The 23,225-nt window shown below is 61.4% G+C and carries 23 protein-coding genes and 1 pseudogene; 14 read left to right on the top strand and 10 right to left on the bottom strand.

Annotated elements, in window-relative coordinates; all coding sequences use genetic code 11:
* Nucleotides 1-9: 9 nt before the first annotated feature.
* A complete protein-coding gene (locus M2401_RS17630) occupies nt 10-306 on the bottom strand; it encodes a hypothetical protein (RefSeq protein ID WP_259104728.1) in 297 nt (98 codons plus the stop codon).
* On the opposite strand from M2401_RS17630, the gene M2401_RS17625 reads away from it, so the two are divergent.
* Both M2401_RS17625 and thiE read left to right on the top strand, forming a co-directional pair.
* Nucleotides 305-1,102: a hydroxymethylpyrimidine/phosphomethylpyrimidine kinase gene (locus M2401_RS17625; protein ID WP_259104727.1), complete on the top strand. Its 798-nt coding sequence runs from the start codon at nt 305-307 to the stop codon at nt 1,100-1,102. The two genes, M2401_RS17630 and M2401_RS17625, sit on opposite strands and share 2 nt — an antisense overlap.
* Nucleotides 1,103-1,124: 22 nt before the next feature.
* On the top strand, nt 1,125-1,748 hold the full coding sequence (gene thiE / locus M2401_RS17620) for a thiamine phosphate synthase (protein ID WP_259104726.1): 624 nt from the start codon (nt 1,125-1,127) through the stop codon (nt 1,746-1,748).
* A 15-nt stretch (nt 1,749-1,763) separates the two neighbouring features.
* Here thiE and M2401_RS17615 read toward each other — a convergent pair whose 3' ends face one another.
* Nucleotides 1,764-2,285: a methylated-DNA--[protein]-cysteine S-methyltransferase gene (locus M2401_RS17615; protein ID WP_259104725.1), complete on the bottom strand. Its 522-nt coding sequence runs from the start codon at nt 2,283-2,285 to the stop codon at nt 1,764-1,766.
* Nucleotides 2,282-3,727, bottom strand: a complete 1,446-nt coding sequence (locus M2401_RS17610) for an AlkA N-terminal domain-containing protein (protein ID WP_259104724.1) — start codon at nt 3,725-3,727, stop codon at nt 2,282-2,284. The genes M2401_RS17615 and M2401_RS17610 overlap by 4 nt, the downstream gene beginning before the upstream one ends.
* A gap of 356 nt (nt 3,728-4,083) precedes the next feature.
* On the opposite strand from M2401_RS17610, the gene hemL reads away from it, so the two are divergent.
* Nucleotides 4,084-5,367: a glutamate-1-semialdehyde 2,1-aminomutase gene (gene hemL, locus M2401_RS17605; RefSeq protein ID WP_259104722.1), complete on the top strand. Its 1,284-nt coding sequence runs from the start codon at nt 4,084-4,086 to the stop codon at nt 5,365-5,367.
* Between the two features lie 241 nt (nt 5,368-5,608).
* A pseudogene (locus M2401_RS17600) lies at nt 5,609-6,154 on the top strand (tetratricopeptide repeat protein); the annotation flags it as partial.
* Between the two features lie 84 nt (nt 6,155-6,238).
* On the opposite strand, the gene M2401_RS17595 reads toward M2401_RS17600, so the two are convergent.
* On the bottom strand, nt 6,239-6,565 hold the full coding sequence (locus M2401_RS17595; protein ID WP_259104721.1) for a DUF1820 family protein: 327 nt from the start codon (nt 6,563-6,565) through the stop codon (nt 6,239-6,241).
* A gap of 130 nt (nt 6,566-6,695) precedes the next feature.
* On the opposite strand from M2401_RS17595, the gene miaB reads away from it, so the two are divergent.
* The 5 genes from miaB to lnt all read left to right on the top strand — a co-directional run bounded on the left by miaB (nt 6,696) and on the right by lnt (nt 12,043).
* Nucleotides 6,696-8,024 (top strand): tRNA (N6-isopentenyl adenosine(37)-C2)-methylthiotransferase MiaB, encoded by a 1,329-nt coding sequence (gene miaB / locus M2401_RS17590; RefSeq protein ID WP_259104719.1) that lies wholly within the window; start codon nt 6,696-6,698, stop codon nt 8,022-8,024.
* 114 nt (nt 8,025-8,138) lie between these two features.
* Nucleotides 8,139-9,152 carry a PhoH family protein gene (locus M2401_RS17585; protein ID WP_259104717.1) on the top strand — a complete coding sequence of 338 codons (1,014 nt, stop codon included), beginning with the start codon at nt 8,139-8,141 and terminating at the stop codon, nt 9,150-9,152.
* The gene (ybeY, locus tag M2401_RS17580; protein WP_259104715.1) at nt 9,145-9,645 is read left to right on the top strand and encodes an rRNA maturation RNase YbeY; all 501 of its coding nucleotides are present in this window, start codon (nt 9,145-9,147) and stop codon (nt 9,643-9,645) included. Before M2401_RS17585 ends, ybeY begins: the two co-directional genes overlap by 8 nt.
* Before the next feature lie 5 nt (nt 9,646-9,650).
* The gene (locus tag M2401_RS17575; protein ID WP_259104713.1) at nt 9,651-10,493 is read left to right on the top strand and encodes an HlyC/CorC family transporter; all 843 of its coding nucleotides are present in this window, start codon (nt 9,651-9,653) and stop codon (nt 10,491-10,493) included.
* Nucleotides 10,494-10,522: 29 nt separating this feature from the next.
* Nucleotides 10,523-12,043, top strand: a complete 1,521-nt coding sequence (gene lnt / locus M2401_RS17570) for an apolipoprotein N-acyltransferase (RefSeq protein WP_259104711.1) — start codon at nt 10,523-10,525, stop codon at nt 12,041-12,043.
* A 198-nt stretch (nt 12,044-12,241) separates the two neighbouring features.
* Here the strand turns inward: lnt and M2401_RS17565 are convergent, their stop codons facing one another.
* Together M2401_RS17565 and M2401_RS17560 are read right to left on the bottom strand one after the other, a co-directional pair.
* A complete protein-coding gene (locus M2401_RS17565) occupies nt 12,242-13,003 on the bottom strand; it encodes a YdcF family protein (protein WP_259104709.1) in 762 nt (253 codons plus the stop codon).
* An 85-nt stretch (nt 13,004-13,088) separates the two neighbouring features.
* Nucleotides 13,089-13,439, bottom strand: a complete 351-nt coding sequence (locus M2401_RS17560) for a hypothetical protein (protein ID WP_259104939.1) — start codon at nt 13,437-13,439, stop codon at nt 13,089-13,091.
* 292 nt (nt 13,440-13,731) lie between these two features.
* Between M2401_RS17560 and leuS the strand changes: the two genes are divergently transcribed.
* The 5 genes from leuS (at nt 13,732) to M2401_RS17535 (ending at nt 19,892) form a co-directional block, all read left to right on the top strand.
* Nucleotides 13,732-16,338 carry a leucine--tRNA ligase gene (gene leuS / locus M2401_RS17555; RefSeq protein ID WP_259104708.1) on the top strand — a complete coding sequence of 869 codons (2,607 nt, stop codon included), beginning with the start codon at nt 13,732-13,734 and terminating at the stop codon, nt 16,336-16,338.
* A gap of 86 nt (nt 16,339-16,424) precedes the next feature.
* Complete coding sequence (gene lptE / locus M2401_RS17550) at nt 16,425-17,030, top strand: LPS assembly lipoprotein LptE (protein ID WP_259104706.1); 606 nt, start codon at nt 16,425-16,427, stop codon at nt 17,028-17,030.
* Between the two features lie 41 nt (nt 17,031-17,071).
* On the top strand, nt 17,072-18,103 hold the full coding sequence (holA, locus tag M2401_RS17545; protein WP_259104704.1) for a DNA polymerase III subunit delta: 1,032 nt from the start codon (nt 17,072-17,074) through the stop codon (nt 18,101-18,103).
* A gap of 208 nt (nt 18,104-18,311) precedes the next feature.
* Complete coding sequence (gene arfA, locus M2401_RS17540; RefSeq protein WP_259104703.1) at nt 18,312-18,470, top strand: alternative ribosome rescue factor ArfA; 159 nt, start codon at nt 18,312-18,314, stop codon at nt 18,468-18,470.
* A gap of 84 nt (nt 18,471-18,554) precedes the next feature.
* Nucleotides 18,555-19,892 carry a lytic murein transglycosylase gene (locus tag M2401_RS17535; RefSeq protein WP_259104702.1) on the top strand — a complete coding sequence of 446 codons (1,338 nt, stop codon included), beginning with the start codon at nt 18,555-18,557 and terminating at the stop codon, nt 19,890-19,892.
* A 91-nt stretch (nt 19,893-19,983) separates the two neighbouring features.
* Here the strand turns inward: M2401_RS17535 and lipA are convergent, their stop codons facing one another.
* The 4 genes from lipA to M2401_RS17515 form a co-directional block, all read right to left on the bottom strand.
* Entirely contained in the window at nt 19,984-21,012 is a 1,029-nt protein-coding gene (lipA, locus tag M2401_RS17530) for a lipoyl synthase (protein WP_259104701.1), read from the bottom strand.
* Between the two features lies 1 nt (nt 21,013).
* Nucleotides 21,014-21,664 (bottom strand): lipoyl(octanoyl) transferase LipB, encoded by a 651-nt coding sequence (gene lipB, locus M2401_RS17525; protein WP_259104700.1) that lies wholly within the window; start codon nt 21,662-21,664, stop codon nt 21,014-21,016.
* Complete coding sequence (locus M2401_RS17520; protein ID WP_259104699.1) at nt 21,664-21,939, bottom strand: DUF493 domain-containing protein; 276 nt, start codon at nt 21,937-21,939, stop codon at nt 21,664-21,666. The genes lipB and M2401_RS17520 overlap by 1 nt, the downstream gene beginning before the upstream one ends.
* Before the next feature lie 89 nt (nt 21,940-22,028).
* Entirely contained in the window at nt 22,029-23,189 is a 1,161-nt protein-coding gene (locus M2401_RS17515; RefSeq protein WP_259104698.1) for a D-alanyl-D-alanine carboxypeptidase family protein, read from the bottom strand.
* Nucleotides 23,190-23,225: the final 36 nt, after the last annotated feature.

Genomic DNA, 23,225 nt, shown 5'->3' with positions numbered 1-23,225 from the left:
GAATAAGCGTCAAACAACCTTAAACAACGGCTGGTTGTGCCAAGGCCCCTCCATGACCTGTTTAACCCAGCGTAATAGCATGTGCATCTTGCCACTGGAAAAGCGCGAAAGTTCAAGCATAGCCGCTCTACGCGGGAATAGCGTAATGTTTTGATTTGTAACGGAAGGCTCTAGTACGGGCCTTTCAAGAACATCAACGGACAAAAAAGACATTTCATGGATGATCGACGTCCACTTTTCGCGGAAAAAAAATCCATCGCCCCCCAGCGGCCCGGAAAAAGGTTTAGTGGTAAGCTCGCGCGCCATGACTATCTATAATTCTCGCCCCGTTGTCCTCTGCCTTTCCGGCCACGATCCCAGTGGTGGTGCCGGTCTGCAGGCAGATATCGAAGCCCTGCTCGCCCAGGGTTGCCATGCCGCTCCGGCAGTGACCGCCTTGACCGTGCAAGACACCGTTAACGTCAGCGACTTTCGCGTGCTGGATCGCGAGTGGGTCCTGGCCCAGGCCAATGCCGTGCTCAACGACTCCACCGTTGCGGCAGTGAAGCTGGGCATGCTCGGATCTCTAGAGATGGTCGACACCGTCGTCGAACTGTTGCAGGCGCACCCACATCTGCCGCTGGTCTGCGACCCGGTGCTGCGTGCCGGTGGCGGTGGTCGTCTGGGCAAGGACGAAGTCGGTTATGCCATGCGCGAGCGCCTGCTGCCGCTGTCGAAAATCGCCACGCCCAACCTGCCCGAAGCACGGATTCTCGCCGAACTGCCGCAAGGCTCGGCGGACGAATGCGCGGCCAAATTGCTGCCTTTCGTCGAGCATCTGCTGATCACCGGCGGTCACGGCGACGAGCAGGAGATCCATAACCGCCTGTATAGCCGCGACGGCACGACGCGCACTTTCACCTGCCAGCGTTTGCCCGGCAGCTACCACGGTTCCGGCTGCACCCTGGCCAGCGCCCTGGCTGGCCGCCTGGCACTTGGACAGGATCTGGTCAGCGCCGTCGAGACGGCGCTGGACTACACTTGGCGCACGTTACGCGACGCTGAACAGTTGGGCAAAGGGCAGTTCGTGCCCCGCCGCCTGCCCCTGGATTTCTGCTCGTAACGCCACGTCATGAGGCACCTTTATGAAACTGCGTGGCCTGTACGCCATTACCGACAACCAATTGTTGGCTGGCAAATTCCTGTCTTACGTCGAGGCTGCCCTTGAGGGCGGCGTCACCCTGCTGCAATACCGCGACAAGAGCGGCGACGATTCGCGGCGCTTGCGCGAGGCCAGCGAGTTGCTCAAGTTGTGCGAGCGCTACAAGACCCAGCTGATCATCAACGATGACGCCGAGCTGGCCGCCCGCCTGGGCGTGGGCGTGCATCTGGGGCAGACCGACGGCTCGCTGCCGGATGCCCGGGCGCTGCTCGGGCACAAAGCGATAGTCGGCGCGACCTGTCACGGCAAACTGGAGCTGGCTGAACGGGCCAAGGCCGATGGCGCCAGCTATGTCGCCTTCGGACGCTTCTTCAACTCCCAAACCAAACCCGATGCCCCGGCCGTACCACTGGAGCTGCTGGAGCAGGTGCGGGCCAAGGTCCACCTGCCCATTGCAGTGATCGGCGGCATCACCCTGGACAACGCGCCGCAATTGGTTGCCCATGGCGCCGATCTGCTGGCCGTGGTGCATGGCCTGTTCGGCGCAGATACCCCGCAGGAAGTCACCCGTCGCGCCAGGGCGTTCAATGATCTGCTGAGAAAATAAGCCTGAACCCGCTGGTCAGTTGCGGCTGACCAGCTCGAAGGCCAACTCAGCCAGACCGTTGTTGTTCTCCAGCGCCAGCAGGGCGCGCTTGCGCTCGACGCCACCGGCATAACCGGTCAGGTCGCCACTGGCACCAATCACCCGATGACAAGGCACGATGATCGAGATCGGGTTCTTGCCATTGGCTGTGCCGACCGCCCGGGAATGCCCGGCGCTCAGGCCCATCTTTTTGGCCATGCCGCCATAGGACAACAACTCGCCGTAGGGGATGCGCGCCAGCTCACGCCAGACCTGCTCCTGAAACGGCGTACCGCGAAAGCGCAGGGGCAGTTCGAATTCACGGCGCTGCCCGGCAAAGAACTCGGTCAATTGTTCCTGAGCCATGCTGATCACTCGCGGTACCTGGCGCACGTCGGTGACCAGGACCAGCTCGGGGTAGTACTTCTGTCCGACGAAATACACGCCGGTCAGGGCGTCATCTTCGGCGCGCAGGGCGATGTCGCCCAACGGGCTTGCGACCAGATAGCCGGGAATCATTGCTTTGCCTCCTCGTATAAACGCCAGACATGCACCGTGGCATAGGCCCGCCAGGGCGCCCACTGACTGGCGTGTTCATTGAGTTGCGCGGCCGAGGCACACGCGAGATGTTTCTTGAGTACCGCATCCCCCTCGGGAAAGGCATTGGGCCAGCCCAGGGCGCGCATGGCGATGTATTGCACCGTCCACTCGCCGATACCGCGAATATGCCGCAGGGCCGCCAGGGTTTCCTCCAGGGGCACCAATGGCTCCAGAACGACACGCCCTTCAGCGACTTCCCGGGCGACGGCAATGATCGCCTCGGCGCGAATACGGATCAGGCCGGTGGTGATCAGTTCTTCCGCATCCAGTGAAGCCAGCGCCTCGGCCATGGCAAAGGCGTGGGTCAGACCATGGGGCGCATCCGCGACGGGAGTACCGAAGCGCTCCGCGATACGCCCCAGCACGACCCGCGCCCTGGCCACGGAAACCTGCTGGCCGGCCACCGCACGCACGGCAATTTCAAAGCCATCCACCGCCCCCGGCACGCGCATGCCGGGTAAATCGGCGGACAGCAGATGCAAATGCTCGTCCACCAGATCGGGCCGGCAACCGGTGTCGAACAAACGCCGCAAACGCGCCAGTACTTGTACGATTGCACTTTGCAGCGAGGCCGAAACCGTCACCACCAAGGCGTGCCGCTGCGGCGCATGAGTCACACTGACCCAGCCAGTCACGCGCTTGCCAGCCTGCTCGACTTCCAGAGTGCGGGCGTAACATTGCTCATCAATGTGCTCGACCCCGGCAATGCTGCGATGAGCGAGAAAGGCCAGCACGCCGTGCCAGGCATAGGGCGGCCGGTAGGACAGCTCGAAGCGCAGAGTGGCGGCGCCGGGCACATGCACAGTTTTTTTCAGGCGCAGGGGATTGAGCCCGTATTGCGCCTGAAACACGTCATTGAAGCGCCGCACGCTGCCAAACCCCGAAGTCAGGGCTACTTGCGCCATGGACAGGCCGGTGTCGGTCAGCAGGCGCTTGGCGATCAGGAGCCGCTGGGTCTGCACATAATCGAGCAGGGAAACACCGAACTCGGCCTCGAAGATCCGCCGCAAATGCCGGTCCGTCACCCCGACCCGCGCCGCCAGGGCGACCAGATTGCGACCATTGAGATAGCCATCCTCGATCAGCCGCGCCGCTGCCTGGGCCAGGCGACTGGACATATCGATCAGGCCATGACCGGGCGCCAGTTCCGGGCGGCAACGCAGGCATGGGCGGAAACCGGCCTGTTCGGCTGCTGCGGCGTTCGGGTAGAAGCTGCAATTGACCGCTTTGGGCGCCCGCACCGGGCACATCGGGCGGCAATAGATACCGGTCGATGACACCCCCATGAAAAACCAGCCATCGAAACGGCGGTCGCGGGCGACAAAGGCGGCGTAGCAGACTTCGGGATCAAGAGTGTTCATGGCTCGAACTGTAATCCAGCATTCGGCGAAAGTCTGGCTGGATTCGGACATCTGGATCGATAGGTTTCCACCACTATGGGCACGATGACAAAAATATGGAGCCTATTATGTGGGAGCGAATTCATTCGCGAAGACGGTTTCTCAACCGATGCAAATTTGGCGGATGTACTGGCCCCTTCGCGAATGAATTCGCTCCCACAACTCACTACCGCAATATTGGCCTTCCACTTCGCTCCTATCAATCCAACCTGCGGCATTCTCGCCCGGCAGCAGCCCCCCGGCATTTGTTATAGTGCCCCTCCTCTCGCCCCGCCGGGCGTAACCAGACTTTCCGGTTCACCAGCAGAGACCCGACCATGTCCCGTTCTGAAACCCTGTTCGCCAACGCCCAGAAACACATCCCCGGTGGCGTCAACTCACCGGTTCGCGCTTTCAAGAGCGTGGGCGGTACGCCGTTGTTCTTCAAACATGCGGTCGGCGCCTATGTCACCGATGAAGACGACAAGCGTTATGTCGATTACGTCGGCTCCTGGGGCCCGATGATTCTCGGTCACAGCCATCCGGAAGTGCTGGACGCGGTGCGCAATCAGTTGGAGCACGGTCTGTCCTACGGCGCGCCGACGGCCATGGAAACCGAGATGGCTGACCTGGTCTGCGCCATCGTTCCGTCGATGGAAATGGTGCGCATGGTCAGCTCCGGCACCGAAGCGACCATGAGCGCCATCCGCCTGGCCCGTGGTTTCACCGGTCGCGACAGCATCATCAAGTTCGAAGGTTGCTACCACGGTCACTCCGACAGCCTGCTGGTCAAGGCCGGTTCCGGCGCCCTGACCCTGGGCGTGCCGAGCTCGCCGGGCGTACCTGCTGCGTTCGCCAAGCACACCCTGACCGTACCGTTCAACGATCTTGAAGCCGTTAGCGCCCTGCTGGCCGAAGTCGGTCAGGATGTGGCCTGCATCATCGTCGAGCCGGTTGCCGGCAACATGAACTGCGTGCCGCCTGCTCCTGGCTACCTGCAAGGCCTGCGCGCGTTGTGTGATCAATACGGCGTGGTGCTGATCTTCGACGAAGTGATGACCGGTTTTCGCGTTGCCCTCGGCGGCGCCCAGGCTTACTACGGCGTAACGCCGGACCTGAGCACCTTCGGCAAGATCATCGGCGGCGGCATGCCGGTGGGCTGCTTTGGTGGCAAGCGCGAAATCATGTCGCATATCGCCCCGCTGGGCCCGGTCTATCAGGCCGGCACGCTGTCGGGCAACCCCCTGGCCATGGCGGCGGGCCTCACTACCCTGCGCCTGATCAGCCGTCCGGGCTTCCATGAAGAGTTGAGCGAATACACCCGTCGCCTGCTCGCTGGCCTGCAAGAGCGCGCCGACGCCGCCGGGATCCCGTTCGTAACGACCCAGGCGGGCGGCATGTTCGGTCTGTATTTCAGCTCCTCCGCCGCCATCGTTACCTTCGAAGACGTCATGACCAGCGATGCCGAACGCTTCAAGCGCTTCTTCCACTTGATGCTCGAAGGTGGCGTGTACCTGGCGCCGAGCGCGTTCGAAGCCGGTTTCACTTCTATCGCCCACGGCGAAACCGAACTGAAACTGACCCTCGATGCGGCCGAGAAGGCGTTTGCGGCGCTGAAATAAGCCTGGAAAACCTTGTAGGAGCTGCCGAAGGCTGCGATTGCGTTCTGTCATGAGAAGCGCATCGCAGCCTTCGGCAGCTCCTACAGGTCACCAATCATCAATGAAAACAGGCATTTCAAGCCCGCGCAGCAGAAAATCCGTAAAGACTTTGTAAGGTTGGCCCCGCTTATTTCATAATGCGCAGCCAGCACGTTTAGCTGGACGGGTACGCCCGCACCTTTTCAGAGGTATGTCGATTCCCATGAACCGCACCGGCCGCACCCTTGCATTGGGCTGCCTGTTGCTTATTCATCCCCTGCTGGCGAATGCAGGTGGCAACTCGTTGTTGATCCCAGCGGTGGGTCGCTGCACCCTCAATACCCAGCCGGACAACCTGCCGACGGCGCTGGCTGCCTGTCAGGAAGCCGCCAAGGCCGGGGATGCGCAGGCGCAATACGAGTTGGGTGAATTTTACTACGACGGTAAACACGCCCCTCGTGACTTGGCGCAGGCGCTCAATTTCTTTGAGAAAGCCTCGCTGCAGGGCCATGCCCAGGCGCAGTACCAGCTTGGCCTGATGTTCTTCAAGGGCGAAGGTGTGCAGGCCAACAATATTCAGGCCTACATCGTGCTGAAGATGGCAGCGGTCAATGGTTCTGAAGATGCGCTGGACAGCGCGGATGAAGTGTCATCGCACATGCGCCGTGACGAGCTGGAAGTGGCTACCCAGGTGCTGGGCCAGATTTTCCGCAATTACCTGCAAGAGCTGCAATCCGCCGAAGGCCGTTCGCCCTTCGCGCCCCTGCCTGATCCCAACAGCACGGCCCCGGCGCCTGGCGCTGCGGCACCCGCACTGGCACCGCAACTGCAGCCCCAGCAGAACTGAGGCCGGTTACTTCTCCGGCATCGGCATGGGGAATGGCATCACATTGCTGGTAACGCGCGCTTCACTGATCTTCGGCGTGCCCATGCGCTCGACCTCGTCGATGCGCACGATCGAATGCATGGGCACGAAGCTGCGCACGACGCCTTCGAACTGCGCCTTGAGCTTTTCTTCGCTGGGATCAACCACAACAGTCGTGCGCTCGCCGAAGACGAATTCCTCCACCTCCAGAAACCCCCACAGATCACTTTGATAGATCTGCTTGGCGTACATCTCGAACACTTGTCCCTGATTGAGGAAAATCACCTTGTAGATTGGAGCTTCGCGTTTGGTCATGGCAGGCGGGTATTGATCGGCACGGTAAAAAAGAAGAGGCGAACTATATGCCCATTCGCCAGACGACGCTAGGAACCCGCAAGCGCGGTCCCTATAATGCGCGGTTCTTTGAATCACCTGATGATCAAGCATGGCCAAGAAGCTTTATATCGAAACCCACGGTTGCCAGATGAACGAGTACGATAGCTCGCGCATGGTCGATCTGCTGGGCGAACATCAAGCCCTGGAAGTCACCGCTCGCGCGGAAGATGCCGACGTCATCCTGCTCAATACCTGCTCGATCCGCGAGCGCGCCCAGGACCGGGTGTACTCCCAGTTGGGCCGCTGGCGTGAACTGAAACTGGCCAACCCGGAGATGGTCATCGCCGTCGGCGGTTGTGTGGCCAGCCAGGAAGGCGCCGCCATTCGTGATCGCGCGCCCTACGTGGACGTGGTATTCGGCCCGCAGACCCTGCACCGCCTGCCGGAAATGATCGACGCCGCTCGGGTCACGCGCCTGCCCCAGGTCGACGTGTCGTTCCCGGAAATCGAAAAATTCGACCACCTGCCCGAGCCCCGGGTCGATGGCCCGAGCGCCTATGTCTCGGTCATGGAAGGCTGCAGCAAGTACTGCACCTTCTGCGTAGTGCCTTATACCCGCGGCGAAGAAGTCAGCCGCCCGTTCGATGACGTCATCAGTGAGGTCATTCACCTGGCCGAACACGGCGTGCGCGAAGTGACGCTGCTGGGGCAGAACGTCAACGGCTACCGCGGCACCACCACCGACGGCCGCCAGGCTGACCTGGCCGACCTGATTCGCGTCGTGGCCGCCATCGACGGCATCGACCGTATCCGCTACACCACCTCGCACCCGCTGGAGTTCTCCGACAGCCTGATCCAGGCCCACGCCGAAGTCCCGGAGCTGGTCAAACACCTGCACCTGCCGGTGCAGTCGGGCTCGGACCGCGTGCTGGCGGCGATGAAGCGCAACCACACGACCCTCGAGTACAAGTCCAAGCTGCGCAAGCTCCGGGCTGCCGTGCCGGGCATCAGCATCAGTTCGGACTTCATCGTCGGCTTCCCCGGCGAAACCGAGAAAGACTTCGACAACACCATGAAGCTGATTCAGGACGTGGGTTTCGACTTCTCGTTCTCCTTCGTCTACAGCCCGCGCCCCGGCACTCCGGCGGCCGATTTGAAGGACGACACTCCGGAATCGCTGAAAAAAGAGCGGCTGGCCGCCTTGCAGCATCGTCTGAATCAGCAAGGCTTCGAGATCAGCCGACAAATGGTCGGCAGCACCCAGCGCATCCTGGTCACCGACTACTCGAAGAAAGACCCTGGCGAACTGCAGGGCCGCACGGAAAACAACCGCATCGTCAACTTCCGCTGCGACAACCCGAAGCTGATCGGTGAGTTCGTCGACGTACACATCGATGACGCGCAACCCCACTCCCTGCGCGGTTCGCTGCTGATGTGACACCGGCAAGCGGCAAGCTCTGACACGTTTTAGAGAAGTCAGAGCTTTCCCACATACCTTGCCGGGGTTATCCTTCGGTCCATATCCATTGCCGTCGGGCGGCTAAAAACAACCTTGAACGCACCCATAGAACCTCATCATTTCATCCTCGAACCCTTCGAGGCCCATCGCTTCGCCAATCTGTGCGGGCAATTCGACGAGCATCTGCGCTTGATCGAGCAACGCCTGGAAATTGAAATCCGCAACCGCGGTAATCAATTCGAACTGATCGGCACGCGCCAGAACACCACCTCAGCCGAGAACCTGCTGCGTCGTCTCTATCGCGAGACCAAGGGCACCGAGCTGTCTCCGGACATGGTTCACCTGTTCCTGCAGGAATCCGGCGTCGAAGGCCTGGATAACCATCCGGCCGCCGAACCCGGCGTGGCCCTGCGCACCAAGAAAGGCATGATTCGCCCGCGCGGCCTGAATCAGCAGCGCTACGTGAAGGAAATCCTCGGCAACGACATCAACTTCGGCATCGGCCCTGCGGGTACGGGCAAGACCTACCTGGCAGTGGCCTGTGCGGTGGATGCCCTGGAGCGCGAGCAGATCCGTCGCATCCTGTTGGTGCGTCCGGCGGTCGAAGCGGGCGAAAAGCTCGGCTTCCTGCCCGGCGACCTGGCGCAGAAAATCGATCCGTACCTGCGTCCGCTCTACGACGCGCTGTACGAGATGCTCGGCTTCGAATACGTGGCCAAACTGATCGAGAAGCAGGTGATTGAAGTTGCGCCCCTGGCCTACATGCGCGGTCGTACCCTTAATAACAGCTTCATCATTCTCGACGAGAGTCAGAACACCACCGTCGAGCAGATGAAAATGTTCCTGACCCGTATCGGCTTCGGTTCAACCGCCGTGATCACCGGTGACATCACCCAGGTCGACTTGCCCAAGGGCACCAAGTCGGGCCTGAACCATGTCATCGAGGTGCTCAAGGACGTGCCGGGCATCAGTTTCACCCACTTCAAGCCCAAGGACGTGGTGCGCCACCCGTTGGTGCAGCGCATCGTCGAAGCCTACGAGCGTTACGAAGGCCGCGTCAGCGACGAGACCAACGGTTTCAACCGGGATACGCGCCGCGATGCTTGAGCTGGATCTGCAAATCGCCAGCGACGCTGACGCCCCCACCGAAGCCCGGTTTCGCCAGTGGTGCGAAATGGGCCTGCGTGCGCGCAGCGCCGACTCGGAGCTGACCATTCGCCTGGTCGACGAAGCCGAAGGCCGCGAACTGAACAACACCTGGCGGCACAAGGACTACGCGACCAACGTGCTGTCCTTCCCCGCCGACGTTCCCGATGATCTGCTGGATATCCCCCTGCTTGGCGATCTGGTTATCTGCGTGCCCGTCGTGGCCCGGGAAGCCGCCGAACAGGGCAAGGCACTGGACGCCCACTGGGCTCATCTGGTCATTCACGGTTGTCTGCATCTGTTGGGTTTCGACCATATCGATGATGAAGAAGCCGAAGAAATGGAAGCGCTGGAACGAGAGTTGCTTGCTGAGTTGGGCTATCCGGATCCTTATGCCGACGACGAAAGCGACGAACACCCCCATTCAGAAACACCAAGCAAGGACCACGAGTAAGGGCTATGAGCGAAGACCGATCGAGCAACGGGCAAAAGTCATGGCTGGGTAAACTCACCCAGGCTTTTGCCCACGAGCCGAAAAACCGCCAGGAGCTGCTTGAGCTGCTGCGCGAAGCCCATCAGAACAAATTGCTGGACAGCGAAGCCCTCGCCATCGTCGAAGGCGCTATCCAGGTGGCTGACCTGCAAGTGCGCGACATCATGGTGCCGCGCTCGCAGATGATCAGCATCAAGGCCAGCCAGACACCCCGCGAGTTCCTGCCGGCGGTCATCGACGCGGCGCACTCGCGCTACCCGGTGATTGGCGAGAGTCACGACGACGTGCTCGGCGTGCTCCTGGCCAAGGACCTGCTGCCCCTGATCCTCAAGCCAGACGGCGACAGCGACGACATCAAGAAGCTGCTGCGCCCGGCGACTTTCGTTCCCGAGTCCAAGCGCCTGAATGTCTTGCTGCGTGAGTTCCGCGCCAATCACAATCACATGGCCATCGTCATTGACGAATACGGCGGCGTGGCCGGGCTGGTGACCATCGAAGACGTACTGGAACAGATCGTCGGCGATATCGAAGACGAACATGACGTCGAAGAAGACAGCTACATCAAGCCACTGCCCAGCGGCGACTTCCTGATCAAGGCACTGACGCCCATCGAGAACTTTAACGAGTTCTTCGACAGCGAATTTTCCGACGATGAGTTCGACACCGTGGGCGGCCTGGTCATGAATGCCTTCGGCCACTTGCCCAAGCGTAACGAAATCACCGAAATCGGTGCGTATCGTTTCCGCATCCTGAGCGCTGACAGCCGTCGTATTCACTTGCTGCGCCTGAGTCCGATCTCGCGCTCTTAAGCTTTAAATCCTGCCAAGGAACGTAGTACATGCATTGGATCACCCGCCCCGGCTGGCCCGGTAACCTGCTGGCCATGGCGGCTGGTGGCCTGACCACCCTGGCCCTGGCCCCGTTCAATATCTGGCCATTGGCGCTGGTGGCACTGATCGTGTTCTACCTCGGCCTGCGCGACCTGAGTTCGCGCCAGGCCTTGTGGCGCGGCTGGTGCTACGGTTTCGGCCTGTTCGGCGCGGGCACCAGCTGGATTTACGTCAGCATCCACACCTACGGCGACGCCCCGGTGCTGCTTGCCGGCTTCCTGATGCTGCTGTTCACCGCCTCTATTGCCTGGTTCTTCGCGTTGCCTGCGTGGCTGTGGGCGCGCTGGATCCGCCGCAGTGAGGCGCCCCTGGCCGACGCCCTGGCCTTTGCTGCCCTGTGGTTTGCCCAGGAAATGTTTCGCGGCTGGTTCCTCACCGGCTTCCCCTGGCTTTACTCCGGCTACAGCCAGCTCGATGGCCCGCTGTCGAGCCTGGCGCCCATGGGCGGCATGTGGTTCATCTCATTCTGCCTGGCCCTGACCGCCGCCCTGCTGTGCAACCTGTGGCGTCTGCGCGAGCGCAAATCGTTCCTGGCTGCGGGCGTGGTTTTGCTGCTGGCCCCGTGGGTAGCGGGTCTGGCACTGAAAAACCATGCCTGGACCTCGCCGTCCGGCGCGCCGCTGAAAGTCGCGGCGATCCAGGGCAACGTCGCCCAGAGCATGAAATGGGACCCGCAGCAGCTCAACGCCCAACTGGCGCTGTACCGTGACCTGACCTTTACCGCCCGCCCCGTGGACCTGATCGTCTGGCCGGAAACCGCCGTGCCGGTGCTCAAGGAGTCCGCCGAGGGCTTCCTGTCAGTCATGGGCCGCTTCGCCGCCGACCGCCATGCCGCGCTGATTACCGGTGTGCCGATCCGCCAGAAAGGTGGACGCGGCGAGTACCGCTACTACAACGGCATCACTGTGGTCGGCGAAGGCGACGGCACCTATCTGAAGCAGAAACTGGTGCCCTTCGGCGAGTACGTGCCTCTGCAGGACCTGCTGCGCGGCCTGATCAGCTTCTTCGACCTGCCCATGTCCGACTTCGCCCGCGGGCCCGCCGATCAGGCGCTGCTCCAGGCCAAGGGTTATCAGATTGCGCCGTTCATTTGCTACGAAGTGGTCTACCCCGAGTTTGCCGCAGGCCTGGCCAAGCGCAGCGACCTGCTGCTGACTGTGAGCAACGACACCTGGTTCGGCACCTCCATCGGCCCGCTGCAACACCTGCAGATGGCGCAGATGCGTGCTCTGGAGGCCGGACGCTGGATGATTCGTGCCACCAACAACGGCGTAACCGGACTGATCAACCCGTTCGGGCAGATCACCGAACAGATTCCGCAGTTCGAACAAGGCGTGCTTTATGGCGAAGTCACGCCCATGCATCAACTGACCCCGTACCTGCGCTGGCGCTCCTGGCCGCTGCTGATTCTCAGCGGGCTGATCTTTGCCTGGGCACTGGTGGCGAGCCGGATTGCCAAGACGGTTTGATTGGGAGACTTTCTGGTCCCGGTCAAACTGCGCATAAGCACCTGAAGCCTGGAAACTTCTGTGGGAGCGAATTGTGGGAGCGAACTCACTTCGCGAATAGGCTGGTACAGGCGATACATCTCTATCGCCCGAAACACCGGCTTCGTGAATGAATTCACTCCCACCTACCCGGTATGTGCTAAGCAACAGCCGAAGCTATCAGCGATAAATCAACGGATAAACCACCATCCCCGCCGCCTCATTGAGCAATTGCCCGCTATTGGACAACTCCTGCGCTTCAGGCAGCCAGCCGCCGAACAATCTGCCGTTATCGGCACTCAGGAAACCCACCGGCGCGCCGATCACGCTGAACCCGGCCTTCTCGAAGCACCACAGCGCCCGCCGCATGTGCGCAGCCTGGGTCACGACAATGACCCGTTTGATCCCCTGCGGCTGCAGCACCGCCGCGCTCATCGTGGCGTTTTCCCAGGTCGTGCGGCTAAGGCCTTCCTGCCAGCGTACCGTTGTGCCGAAATCATTGGTCAGGGACTTGGCCATGATCGCCGCTTCACTCGGTGGCTCGCCGTAATGCAGCCCACCGGTAGTGAGGATCGGCAGGCCGGAATCCTTAGATAGCCGTGCCGCAAAGCGCATCCTTTCCAGCGCCCCGCCCGTGGGAATATCTTCGCCCCAGGTCGGATCACTGCGCTCGCGCCCCGAGCCCAGCACCACAATGGCATCGGCACGCTGGGCCAGAGTTGTCCACTCACCCAGGGGCAGCGGCGGGACCGTCTCCACCTTGCCTGCCGCCCACTGCACCACCACCGGCAGGCTCATCAGCCACAGCCCGCCCAGGCCCAGGGCGAAGCAACACGCCGCCAGACGCGGACGTGACCGGTGCAGGAACAAGGCCAGCAGCAGCAACAGAAAAAGCCCGCCAGGCGGCAGGAACAGAGTCTTGAGCAAATATCGAACAGGCATCAGGCATCTCCATGGATGCCCGAAGCCTAGAAGGATTGACGCTAAGCAACAATGCTTATCAGGCAGGCTCGCGGCCCGCGAAGGATTAACGCTTGAGATTGGAACCCGAACTGTAACGCTTTGCCTTGGCTGCCGCCTGTGCGCGCCGTTGATCGGCCAGCCAGAACACCTTGGCAGAACGCTGCGCCATGGCAGGTGGCGCCATGGCCTCACGCGGTCTTTCTTTGGCAATGTCGCTGGCTGCCATGACGCCCTTTTCAAGATAGGCCTCGATCAATTCGAACTCAGCCCGGCTCAAGCCTCGCAATTCCACGACAGCGGGCGACTCATCACGCAGTCGAAACGCTGTTTTCGCTGTTTCCAGAGCCAACCCCAGACGATTGATCAAGCTTTCGTACAACTCAGGGTTTGTTACTGTGCGCTGCCACTCTGTCATCCGCTCACCTCGCCGAAGATAAGACATACCCTCGACATATGAGCTTAGCGCCGCCTGCAAAACCCACGTGATGCCGCGACAGACGGCGGCGCAAGGGCCTGCAACAGCAATCAGGGTTTCCCTCGATAGTCGGCGCTCATGTATGCTACGGCGCTTCCTGTCATTCCACTTCCGCTCACTTGAGCCCGAACGCACCGCACAGGCAGTTTTCAATGTCCGGCAAGCGGTGCCGACCAGACTCGGCGAAGCCATGAAGAGGTCAAGGGTCAACATTCTTTAGTCAAAAGTAGCCATGCACGAACTCTATCAGCCCCGCGAAATCGAAGCCGCCGCCCAAACATTCTGGGAAGAGCAAAAGTCTTTTGAAGTCAGTGAACAGCCAGGCAAGGACACGTACTACTGCCTGTCGATGTTTCCTTACCCCAGCGGCAAGCTACACATGGGCCACGTGCGCAACTACACCATCGGTGACGTGATCGCGCGCTACCAGCGCATGCAGGGCAAGAACGTCCTGCAACCCATGGGTTGGGACGCCTTCGGCATGCCGGCGGAAAACGCCGCGATGAAGAACAACGTCGCCCCGGCCAAGTGGACCTACGAAAACATCGCCTACATGAAGACCCAGCTCAAAAGTCTGGGCCTGGCGATCGACTGGTCCCGGGAAGTCACTACCTGCAAGCCCGATTACTACCGCTGGGAACAATGGCTGTTCACTCGCCTGTTCGAAAAAGGCGTGATCTATCGCAAGAACGGCACCGTCAACTGGGACCCGGTCGACCAGACCGTCCTGGCCAACGAGCAAGTGATCGATGGCCGCGGCTGGCGTTCGGGCGCGGTGATCGAAAAACGCGAAATCCCGATGTACTACTTCAAGATCACCGCCTACGCGGATGAGCTGCTGTCGAGCCTCGACGAACTGCCGGGCTGGCCTGAACAGGTCAAGACCATGCAGCGCAACTGGATCGGCAAGTCCCGCGGCATGGAAGTCCAGTTCCCGTACGACCAGGCGTCAATCGGCGAAGCCGGTGCCCTGAAAGTCTTCACGACCCGCCCGGACACCCTGATGGGCGCAACCTATGTTGCAGTGGCTGCCGAGCACCCACTGGCAACATTGGCTGCCACCAACAATCCTGAGCTGCAAGCGTTCATCCATGAATGCAAGAGCGGCAGCGTCGCCGAAGCCGACGTCGCCACCCAGGAAAAGAAAGGCCTGCCGACTTCGCTGTTCGTCGAGCACCCGCTGACCGGCGAGAAACTGCCGGTATGGGTCGCCAACTACGTGCTCATGCACTACGGCGACGGCGCGGTGATGGCGGTTCCGGCGCACGACGAGCGTGATTTCGAGTTCGCCACCAAGTACAACCTGCCGATCAAGTCCGTGGTGCGCACCAGTGCCGGTGACGAGAACCCGGCGCCCTGGCAGGCTGCCTATGGCGAGCACGGCCAACTGATCAACTCCGGCGAGTTCGACGGCCTGGACTTCGCCGGCGCCTTCGACGCCATGGAAGTGGCGCTGATCAAGAAAAACCTTGGCCAGTCCCGTACCCAGTTCCGCCTGCGCGACTGGGGCATCAGCCGTCAGCGCTACTGGGGCTGCCCGATCCCGATCATCCATTGCGACAGCTGTGGCGACGTGCCAGTCCCTGAAGACCAGTTGCCGGTCAAGCTGCCGGAAGACGTGGTGCCGGACGGCGCTGGCTCGCCCCTGGCGCGCATGCCCGAGTTCTACGAGTGCATCTGCCCGAAATGCGGCGCAGCGGCCAAGCGTGAAACCGACACCATGGACACCTTCGTCGAATCATCCTGGTATTTCGCCCGCTATGCCTCGCCTCACTACGAAGGCGGCATGGTCGATCCGAAAGCGGCCAACCACTGGCTGCCGGTTGACCAGTACATCGGCGGTATCGAACACGCGATCCTGCACCTGCTGTATGCGCGCTTCTTCCACAAGCTGATGCGCGACGAAGGCCTGGTCACGTCGAACGAGCCGTTCAAGAACCTGCTGACCCAGGGCATGGTCATCGCCGAGACTTACTACCGTCTCGAAGCCAATGGCAGCAAGACCTGGTTCAACCCGGCCGATGTCGAGCTGGAGCGTGACAGCAAGGCCAAGATCATCGGCGCCAAACTGATCAGCGACGGCCTGCCGGTCGAGATCGGCGGCACTGAGAAGATGGCCAAGTCGAAGAACAACGGTGTCGATCCTCAGTCGATGATCGACCAGTACGGCGCTGATACCTGCCGTCTGTTCATGATGTTCGCCTCGCCGCCTGACATGAGCCTGGAATGGTCCGACTCCGGCGTCGAAGGCTCGCACCGCTTCCTCAAGCGCGTCTGGCGTCTGGCCCAGGCCCACGTCAGCGCCGGCCTGCCAGGCGCCCTGGACAAGGCGTCGCTGAACGATGAGCAGAAAGCGATCCGTCGCTCGATTCATCTGGCCGTCAAGCAAGCCGGTCAGGATGTCGGGCAGAACCACAAGTTCAACACCGCCATCGCCCAGGTGATGACGCTGATGAACGTGCTGGAAAAAGCTCCGCAGGCGACCCCCCAGGACCGCGCCCTGTTGCAGGAAGGCCTGGAAACCGTGGCCCTGCTGCTGGCTCCGATTACGCCGCACATCTGCCACGAACTGTGGAATGCCCTGGGCCACGCCGACCCGATCATCGACGCTGGCTGGCCAGTGCTCGACGAGACCGCGCTGGTTCAGGACAGCCTGCAACTGGTGATTCAGGTCAACGGCAAGCTGCGCGGCCAGATCGAAATGCCTGCCAGCGCCAGCCGCGAAGAAGTCGAAGCGGCTGCTCGTACCAATGAAAACGTCCTGCGCTTTCTCGATGGCCTGACGATCCGCAAAGTGATCGTGGTCCCTGGCAAGCTGGTCAATATCGTCGCAAGTTGATGGGATCGGGCGCCCGGCCGACCGGGCGCCGAACAAACTGCCAAGGGTCGCGAAGCCGGCCCAAACGGATTCAAGGGGAGCATCAAATGATCAAACGCAACTTGCTGGTTATCGGCCTCGCCGTTGTGCTGAGCGCCTGTGGTTTCCAGCTGCGCGGCACTGGATCGACCGAGATCACGCTCAAGGAGCTGGATCTGTCGGCGCGTGACGCCTATGGCGATACCGTCAACCTGCTGCGTCGGGTACTGCAAGGCAGTGGTGTGAAGATCTACACCGGCGCCGAATACAAGCTGATCCTGGTCAGCGAGCCGGAAACCCAGCGCACCGCCAGCTACTCGGGTTCGTCGCGCTCGGCCGAATACGCCCTGACCTCGACACTGAACTACGAGCTCCATGGCTTCAAGGATCGCCTGCTGGTCTCCGACCATGTGCAAGTGGAAAAAATCTACGTGCATGACGGCAACAACCTGATCGGCTCCGACCAGGAAGCCAACCAGATCCGTGGCGAAATGCGTAACGAGCTGGTACAGAAAATGGTAGTCCAGCTGCAACAGCTGACGCCTGAGCGCCTGCAGACCCTGCAACAGCGCGCCGATGACGTCGCTCGCGCCGAAGCCGAAGCCCTGGAAAAGGCGCAGAAGGTTCGCGACGAGACGCCACAGCAGTCGCCTCTCGAAATCCCGTCCAAGTAAGGCTTGGGGGCCGGTTCGCCGGCCCCTGCCTCGTCTGACCGATGAAACTCGCCCCCGCACAACTCGGCAAACACCTGCAAGGCACGCTGGCACCGGTCTATGTGATCAGTGGCGACGACCCTTTGCTGTGCCAGGAAGCCGCCGACGCCATCCGCGCCGCCGCCCGCCAACAGGGCTTCGACGAACGCCAGGTATTCAGCGCTGACGCCAGTTTCGACTGGGGTACGCTGTTGCAGGCGGGCGCCAGCATGTCGCTGTTCGCTGAACGCCGCCTGCTGGAACTGCGCCTGCCTTCGGGCAAACCCGGCGACAAGGGTGCCGCCGCCTTGATGGAATACTGCGCCCGCCCTGCCGAAGACACCCTGCTGCTGATCAGCCTGCCGAAACTCGATGGCAGCGCGCAGAAGACCAAGTGGGGCAAGGCGTTGGTCGAGGGCGAGCAGACCCAGTTCGTGCAGATCTGGCCGGTGGATGTCGGCCAGTTGCCGCAATGGATTCGCCAGCGCCTGTCGCAATCCGGCCTGGCGGCCAGCCAGGACGCGGTCGAGCTGATTGCCGCCCGGGTCGAAGGCAACCTGCTGGCCGCCGCCCAGGAAATCGAAAAGCTCAAGCTGATGGCCGAAGACGGCCAGATTACCGTCGAGACCGTGCAAGCGGCCGTGGCCGACAGCGCGCGCTTTGACGTCTTCGGCCTGACCGATGCCGTGCTCAACGGCGAAGCGGCGCATGCCCTGCGCATGCTTGAAGGCCTGCGTGGCGAAGGGGTCGAGACGCCGGTCATTCTCTGGGCCCTGACCCGTGAACTGCGAGTGCTGGCCAACCTGGCCATGCAGTTCAGCCAGGGCGTGCCCCTGGACAAAGCCTTCAGCTCCGCCCGCCCGCCGATCTGGGACAAGCGCAAACCGCTGATGAGCAAAGCCCTGCAACGCCTTTCAGCCAAGCGCTGGAACCAGTTGCTGGTGGACGCCCAGCAGATTGACGCACAGATCAAGGGCCAGGCCCCTGGCTCACCGTGGAGCAGCCTGAGCCGCCTGGTGCTGTTGATGGCCGGGCAACGCCTGTCCCTGCCGTAGGCGATCTTTTGGGAGCGAATTCATTCGCGAAAGCGGCATTCCAGCCCCCACATATTTATCGTTTCTGCAGACCTCTTCGCGAATAAATTCACTCCTACAGAACCCGCCCCAAGGTTTACAAAAGCCATAGCACACATCTATTAGACACAATCCCTGCTGTATCCGATGATTGCCTCCGCATCACCCACCTGCACAGAGAGCATCCGCCATGAGCAAGCCCAAGAAACGGCCGAACAAGGCCAAGTCCATCGTCGCCCAGCCCTTGTTCCGCAGCCGACAGGAACAACCCACCAAGGGCAAAGGCAGCTACCGCCGCGAAGCCTTCCAGTCTAAAAGCTGGGAGGCTTCTGACTTTCTGGCGGCCTGAAAAGCGACGAAACGCCGCTCAGGGCCCTTTCCACGGGCAGCCGTGTTAAGGTCTGCACCTATCGGCAATCCCTTGGACCCCAGCATGCCCTCTTGTTTTTCCCGTCGTTGGCCAATCCGCCAGCTGTTCGCTGCTTCCAGCCTCGTCGTTCTGGTCGCCTGCGCTGAAAAACCCACCGCCGCCGTCGCTACACCGCTCCCAACATTGCCCACCGCACAACCCGCCTTGCCGGTTCTGCCGGTCACGCCAATGCCCAACAGCGCGCCGGATACCGCCCTCGATTTCACCCCCACGATCAGCTTTGCCGACTGGCAAGCGGGCTTTCGCGTGGATGCGCTGAAAGCAGGCATTCGTGCCGATCTGTTCGACCGCGCGTTCGCAGGAGTCACGCCGGACATGAGCGTGGTCAAGGCCGACCGCAGCCAACCCGAGTTCACCCGTCCAGTGTGGGAATACCTCGACGGCGCCATCTCGCCAGTACGCGTACGCAAGGGCCAGGCCCTGCTCGCGCAGTACGCGGATGTGCTGCAAGGCATCGAGCAGCGTTATGGCGTAGATCGCCAGGCGCTGGTGGCGGTATGGGGCATGGAAAGCAGCTTCGGTCAGTTCCAGGGCACCCAGTACGTGATCCGTTCCCTGGCGACCCTGGCCTATGAAGGCCGCCGTCGCGCCTTTGCCCAGGACCAGTTGCTCGCCGCCCTGCAGATCCTGCAACACGGCGACATTCAGCCGGAACAGATGCTCGGCTCCTGGGGTGGGGCCATGGGCCAGACCCAGTTCATCCCCACCACCTATAACACCCACGCCGTGGACTTCGACGGCGACGGTCGCCGCGATATCTGGAACACGCCGGCCGATGCCCTGGCCTCGACGGCTCATTATCTGCAGAGCAACGGCTGGCAAACTGGCCAGCCCTGGGGCTTTGAGGTGCAACTGGCCCAGGGTTTCGACTATGCCCTGGCCGACGCCGCGACCCGCAAGAGCGTCGCCGAATGGCAACAGCTGGGCCTGAAGCTGCCTAACGGCGCACCGCTGCCCGTCGGCTCGATGCAACAGCAGGCGGCACTGGTATTGCCCGCAGGCTACCGAGGCCCCGCGTTCCTGGTTCTGGATAACTTCCGCGCCATTCTCAAGTACAACAACTCGACCTCCTATGCGCTGGCAATCAGCCTGCTGGCCGACCGTTTCAAGGGCGGTGGTTACATCCAGGGCGAATGGCCACGCGGTGACCTGCCCCTGAGCCGCACAGAGCGCATGGAGCTGCAATCCCTGCTGTCAGCCCGCCAGTACGACGCGGGCACCCCAGACGGCATTATCGGCGCCAATACGCGCAAGGCGATCCGCAGCTACCAGCAGTCCCTGGGCTGGCCCGCTGATGGCTATCCGACACATGAGTTGCTCGACAAGCTGCGTCAGCCTTGAGGTGGTAAAGCCGGTCCCACCTCAGCCAAGGCAATAAAAAACGGGCCGGATAGTGATATCCGGCCCGTTTTTTTATCGCTTCAAATCAGGATCAGAGCATCGCCTTGGCGATCTTGGCCTGTTCGTCAGCGTGGTACGAGGAACGCACCAACGGCCCCGACGCGACGTTCTTGAAGCCCATCTTGTAGCCTTCCTCGGCGAACCAGGCGAAGGTGTCCGGGTGCACGAAGCGCTGTACTGGCAAGTGGCTGCGCGACGGTTGCAGGTACTGGCCCAGGGTCAGCATGTCGATGTCGTGCTCGCGCATGCGCTGCATGACTTCGATGACTTCCTCGTCGGTCTCGCCCAGACCCAGCATCAGTCCGGATTTGGTCGGTACGTGAGGCACCATCTGCTTGAAGCGTTGCAGCAGGGTCAGCGACCACTGGTAGTCCGAACCCGGACGCGCAGCCTTGTAAAGGCGTGGCACGGTTTCCAGGTTGTGGTTGAACACATCCGGCGGCTCGGCAGCGGTGATTTCCAGGGCGACGTCCATGCGGCCACGGTAATCCGGGACCAGAGTCTCCAGCTGCACGTTAGGCGACAGCGCGCGGATTTCACGGATACAGTCGGCGAAGTGCTGGGCACCACCGTCGCGCAGGTCGTCACGGTCAACCGAGGTGATAACTACGTATTTCAAGCGGAGGTCGGCGATGGCGATGGCCAGGTTCTTCGGCTCGTCCACGTCCAGTGCTTTCGGGCGGCCGTGGCCGACGTCGCAGAACGGGCAGCGACGGGTGCAGATATCGCCCATGATCATGAAAGTCGCGGTACCGCCGGAGAAGCACTCGCCCAGGTTCGGGCAGGACGCTTCTTCACAGACGCTGTGCAGCTTGTGCTTGCGCAGCAGTTGCTTGACGCGGTCGACCTCGGGGGAAACCGGGATACGCACGCGAATCCAGTCCGGCTTCTTCGGCAGGTCAACGGTCGGAATGATCTTCACCGGGATACGCGCAACCTTCTCGGCACCGCGCAGCTTTACACCGGCCTCGACTTTCGGGCGGGGCGCACGGTCAGAGACATCGAGCGTCGGGATCAGGGTTTGCACAGCGCTTTGCGCAGTATCAGTAGCAGTAGTCATATCAGTCGATTCCGCCCGTTAGGGTCGTCTGCTCAGCATAGTCGAGGTGTTTGACGAGCTGCGCGCGCAGCCGGGCACTTACCTCGGCAAATTCAATCGGGCCTGCATGGTCGCGCAGCTGGGTCATTGCCAGCCCCGCATAGCCGCAGGGATTAATCCGTCCAAATGGCTCAAGGTCCATATCCACGTTCAGTGCCAGCCCGTGGAAGGAACAGCCATTGCGAATCCGCAGTCCCAGGGATGCGATTTTCGCTCCATCGACATACACACCCGGTGCATCGGGCTTGGCGAAGGCGTTGACGCCATAATCAGCCAACAACCCGATCAGGCTGCGTTCAATCCGGCTGACCAGATCACGCACACCGAAACCCAAGCGTCTTACATCCAGCATCAGGTACGCAACCAGTTGCCCAGGCCCATGATAGGTCACTTGGCCACCACGATCGACCTGTACTATCGGAATATTGCCAGGCAGCAAAACATGCTCCGGCTTGCCCGACTGTCCCTGGGTGAAGACCGGCGGGTGCTGGACCAGCCAGATTTCATCCGCAGTTTCGCGGCCACGCTCGTTGGTAAAACGCTGCATGGCCTGCCACGTCGGCTCGTAGTCCAGCAGGCCAAGCTCGCGAAAGCCCAGGACAGCATCGGTCATCAGAGCACCATATGCACGACACCCGTAGCGCGCAGGGCACTATTGATATCGCGCAGTTGGTCTTCGCCCGTAGCGATGATGTGCAACTGGACGGTGGTGTACTTGCCGTTGCTGCTCTGGCGTTCGGCCATGGTATTGAGGTCGAGCTTGGCGTGCTTGCCAAGGATCTCGATAACCATGTCCTTGAACCCCACAGTCGTATCACCGATCACCTTGATCGGGTAGTCATTGCAGGGAAACTCGATTTTGTGCGACTTGACGTCTGGCTCTGTCATGGCAGTAAAGGTCTCACAAGCCGTGAAGACGGACGCGCCCGCCCTGGATAAGGGCGGGCGCGCGGTGCGGCATTGCCTACTGGATAAAATCAGTTGAACAAGCCGTAGAAGAACAGGCGGATGCTATCCCACACGCGGCGGAAAATGCCACCTTGCTCGACACCATCGAGGGCGATCAGGTTGGCACTGTGTACCACCTTGTCGTCCATTTTCACTTCCACTTTACCGATCACGTCGCCCTTGGCGATAGGCGCGACCAGTTGCGGGTTCATGCTCATGCTGGCGGTGAGCTTCTTCATCTCGCCTTTAGGCATGGTCATGGTCAGGTCTTCGGCCAGGCCGGCCTTGACCTGACGCTCGGTACCTTTCCAGACGGTGGCCTGGGCCAGTTCAGTGCCCTTCTGGTAGAAGCTCTGGGTTTCGAAGAAGCGGAAACCGTAGGTCAACAGCTTCTGGGTTTCAGCCGCACGGGCCTGTTCGCTGTTGGTGCCGAAAACCACGGCGATCAGGCGCATGCCGTCACGTACAGCCGAGGACACCATGCAGTAACCGGCTTCTTCGGTGTGACCGGTTTTCAGGCCGTCCACGGTCTTGTCGCGCCACAGCAGCAGGTTGCGGTTAGGCTGCTTGATGCCGTTCCAGAAGAATTCCTTCTGCGAGTAGATGGCGTAGTGCGCCGGATCTTCGTGAATGATCGCCCGGGCCAGACGCGCCATGTCGTGCGCCGACGAGTAGTGATCAGGGTTCGGCAGACCGGTCGGGTTCATGAAGTGACTGTTGGTCATGCCCAGGTCGCCGGCCGTCTTGTTCATCATGTCAGCGAACGCATCTTCGCTACCGGCGATGTGCTCGGAGACCGCGACGCTGGCGTCGTTGCCGGACTGGATGATGATGCCGTGCAGCAAGTCGCTGACGGTCACCTGGCTGCCCACTTTGAGGAACATCCGCGAACCACCGGTACGCCAGGCGTTTTCGCTGATGGTCACCGGATCGTTCTCGCCGATCTGGCCACGACGGATTTCCAGGGTCGCGATGTAGGCGGTCATCAGTTTGGTCAGGCTGGCCGGGGCCAGGCGCTGATCACCGTTGTTCTCGACCAGCACGTTGCCGCTGTTGGCATCCATCAGCACATAGGCCTTGGCTGCCAGTTGCGGGGCGGAAGGCGTCATCTGCTCGGCAGCCCAGGCGGCCGGGGTGATGATCAGCGGTACAAGCAGGCAAAGGCGTTTTGCAAAGGTGGTGATGTTCATCCGTCTCTCGAAAATGCTAATGGGCAAACATGCCCT

The organism is Pseudomonas sp. JUb42, assembly GCF_024807945.1.
Taxonomy (GTDB): Bacteria; Pseudomonadota; Gammaproteobacteria; order Pseudomonadales; family Pseudomonadaceae; genus Aquipseudomonas.
Note: the sequence above shows the minus strand (reverse complement) of the source record. Positions and strands in the feature narration are given on the sequence as shown.

Coding starts and splice junctions, on each gene's coding strand:
- M2401_RS17625 (WP_259104727.1), top strand. CDS start 305: ATGACTATCTATAATTCTCGCCCCGTTGTCCTCTGCCTTTCCGGCCAC.
- M2401_RS17630 (WP_259104728.1), bottom strand. CDS start 306: ATGGCGCGCGAGCTTACCACTAAACCTTTTTCCGGGCCGCTGGGGGGC.
- thiE (WP_259104726.1), top strand. CDS start 1,125: ATGAAACTGCGTGGCCTGTACGCCATTACCGACAACCAATTGTTGGCT.
- M2401_RS17615 (WP_259104725.1), bottom strand. CDS start 2,285: ATGATTCCCGGCTATCTGGTCGCAAGCCCGTTGGGCGACATCGCCCTG.
- M2401_RS17610 (WP_259104724.1), bottom strand. CDS start 3,727: ATGAACACTCTTGATCCCGAAGTCTGCTACGCCGCCTTTGTCGCCCGC.
- hemL (WP_259104722.1), top strand. CDS start 4,084: ATGTCCCGTTCTGAAACCCTGTTCGCCAACGCCCAGAAACACATCCCC.
- M2401_RS17595 (WP_259104721.1), bottom strand. CDS start 6,565: ATGACCAAACGCGAAGCTCCAATCTACAAGGTGATTTTCCTCAATCAG.
- miaB (WP_259104719.1), top strand. CDS start 6,696: ATGGCCAAGAAGCTTTATATCGAAACCCACGGTTGCCAGATGAACGAG.
- ybeY (WP_259104715.1), top strand. CDS start 9,145: ATGCTTGAGCTGGATCTGCAAATCGCCAGCGACGCTGACGCCCCCACC.
- M2401_RS17575 (WP_259104713.1), top strand. CDS start 9,651: ATGAGCGAAGACCGATCGAGCAACGGGCAAAAGTCATGGCTGGGTAAA.
- lnt (WP_259104711.1), top strand. CDS start 10,523: ATGCATTGGATCACCCGCCCCGGCTGGCCCGGTAACCTGCTGGCCATG.
- M2401_RS17565 (WP_259104709.1), bottom strand. CDS start 13,003: ATGCCTGTTCGATATTTGCTCAAGACTCTGTTCCTGCCGCCTGGCGGG.
- M2401_RS17560 (WP_259104939.1), bottom strand. CDS start 13,439: ATGACAGAGTGGCAGCGCACAGTAACAAACCCTGAGTTGTACGAAAGC.
- leuS (WP_259104708.1), top strand. CDS start 13,732: ATGCACGAACTCTATCAGCCCCGCGAAATCGAAGCCGCCGCCCAAACA.
- lptE (WP_259104706.1), top strand. CDS start 16,425: ATGATCAAACGCAACTTGCTGGTTATCGGCCTCGCCGTTGTGCTGAGC.
- holA (WP_259104704.1), top strand. CDS start 17,072: ATGAAACTCGCCCCCGCACAACTCGGCAAACACCTGCAAGGCACGCTG.
- arfA (WP_259104703.1), top strand. CDS start 18,312: ATGAGCAAGCCCAAGAAACGGCCGAACAAGGCCAAGTCCATCGTCGCC.
- M2401_RS17535 (WP_259104702.1), top strand. CDS start 18,555: ATGCCCTCTTGTTTTTCCCGTCGTTGGCCAATCCGCCAGCTGTTCGCT.
- lipA (WP_259104701.1), bottom strand. CDS start 21,012: ATGACTACTGCTACTGATACTGCGCAAAGCGCTGTGCAAACCCTGATC.
- lipB (WP_259104700.1), bottom strand. CDS start 21,664: ATGACCGATGCTGTCCTGGGCTTTCGCGAGCTTGGCCTGCTGGACTAC.
- M2401_RS17520 (WP_259104699.1), bottom strand. CDS start 21,939: ATGACAGAGCCAGACGTCAAGTCGCACAAAATCGAGTTTCCCTGCAAT.
- M2401_RS17515 (WP_259104698.1), bottom strand. CDS start 23,189: ATGAACATCACCACCTTTGCAAAACGCCTTTGCCTGCTTGTACCGCTG.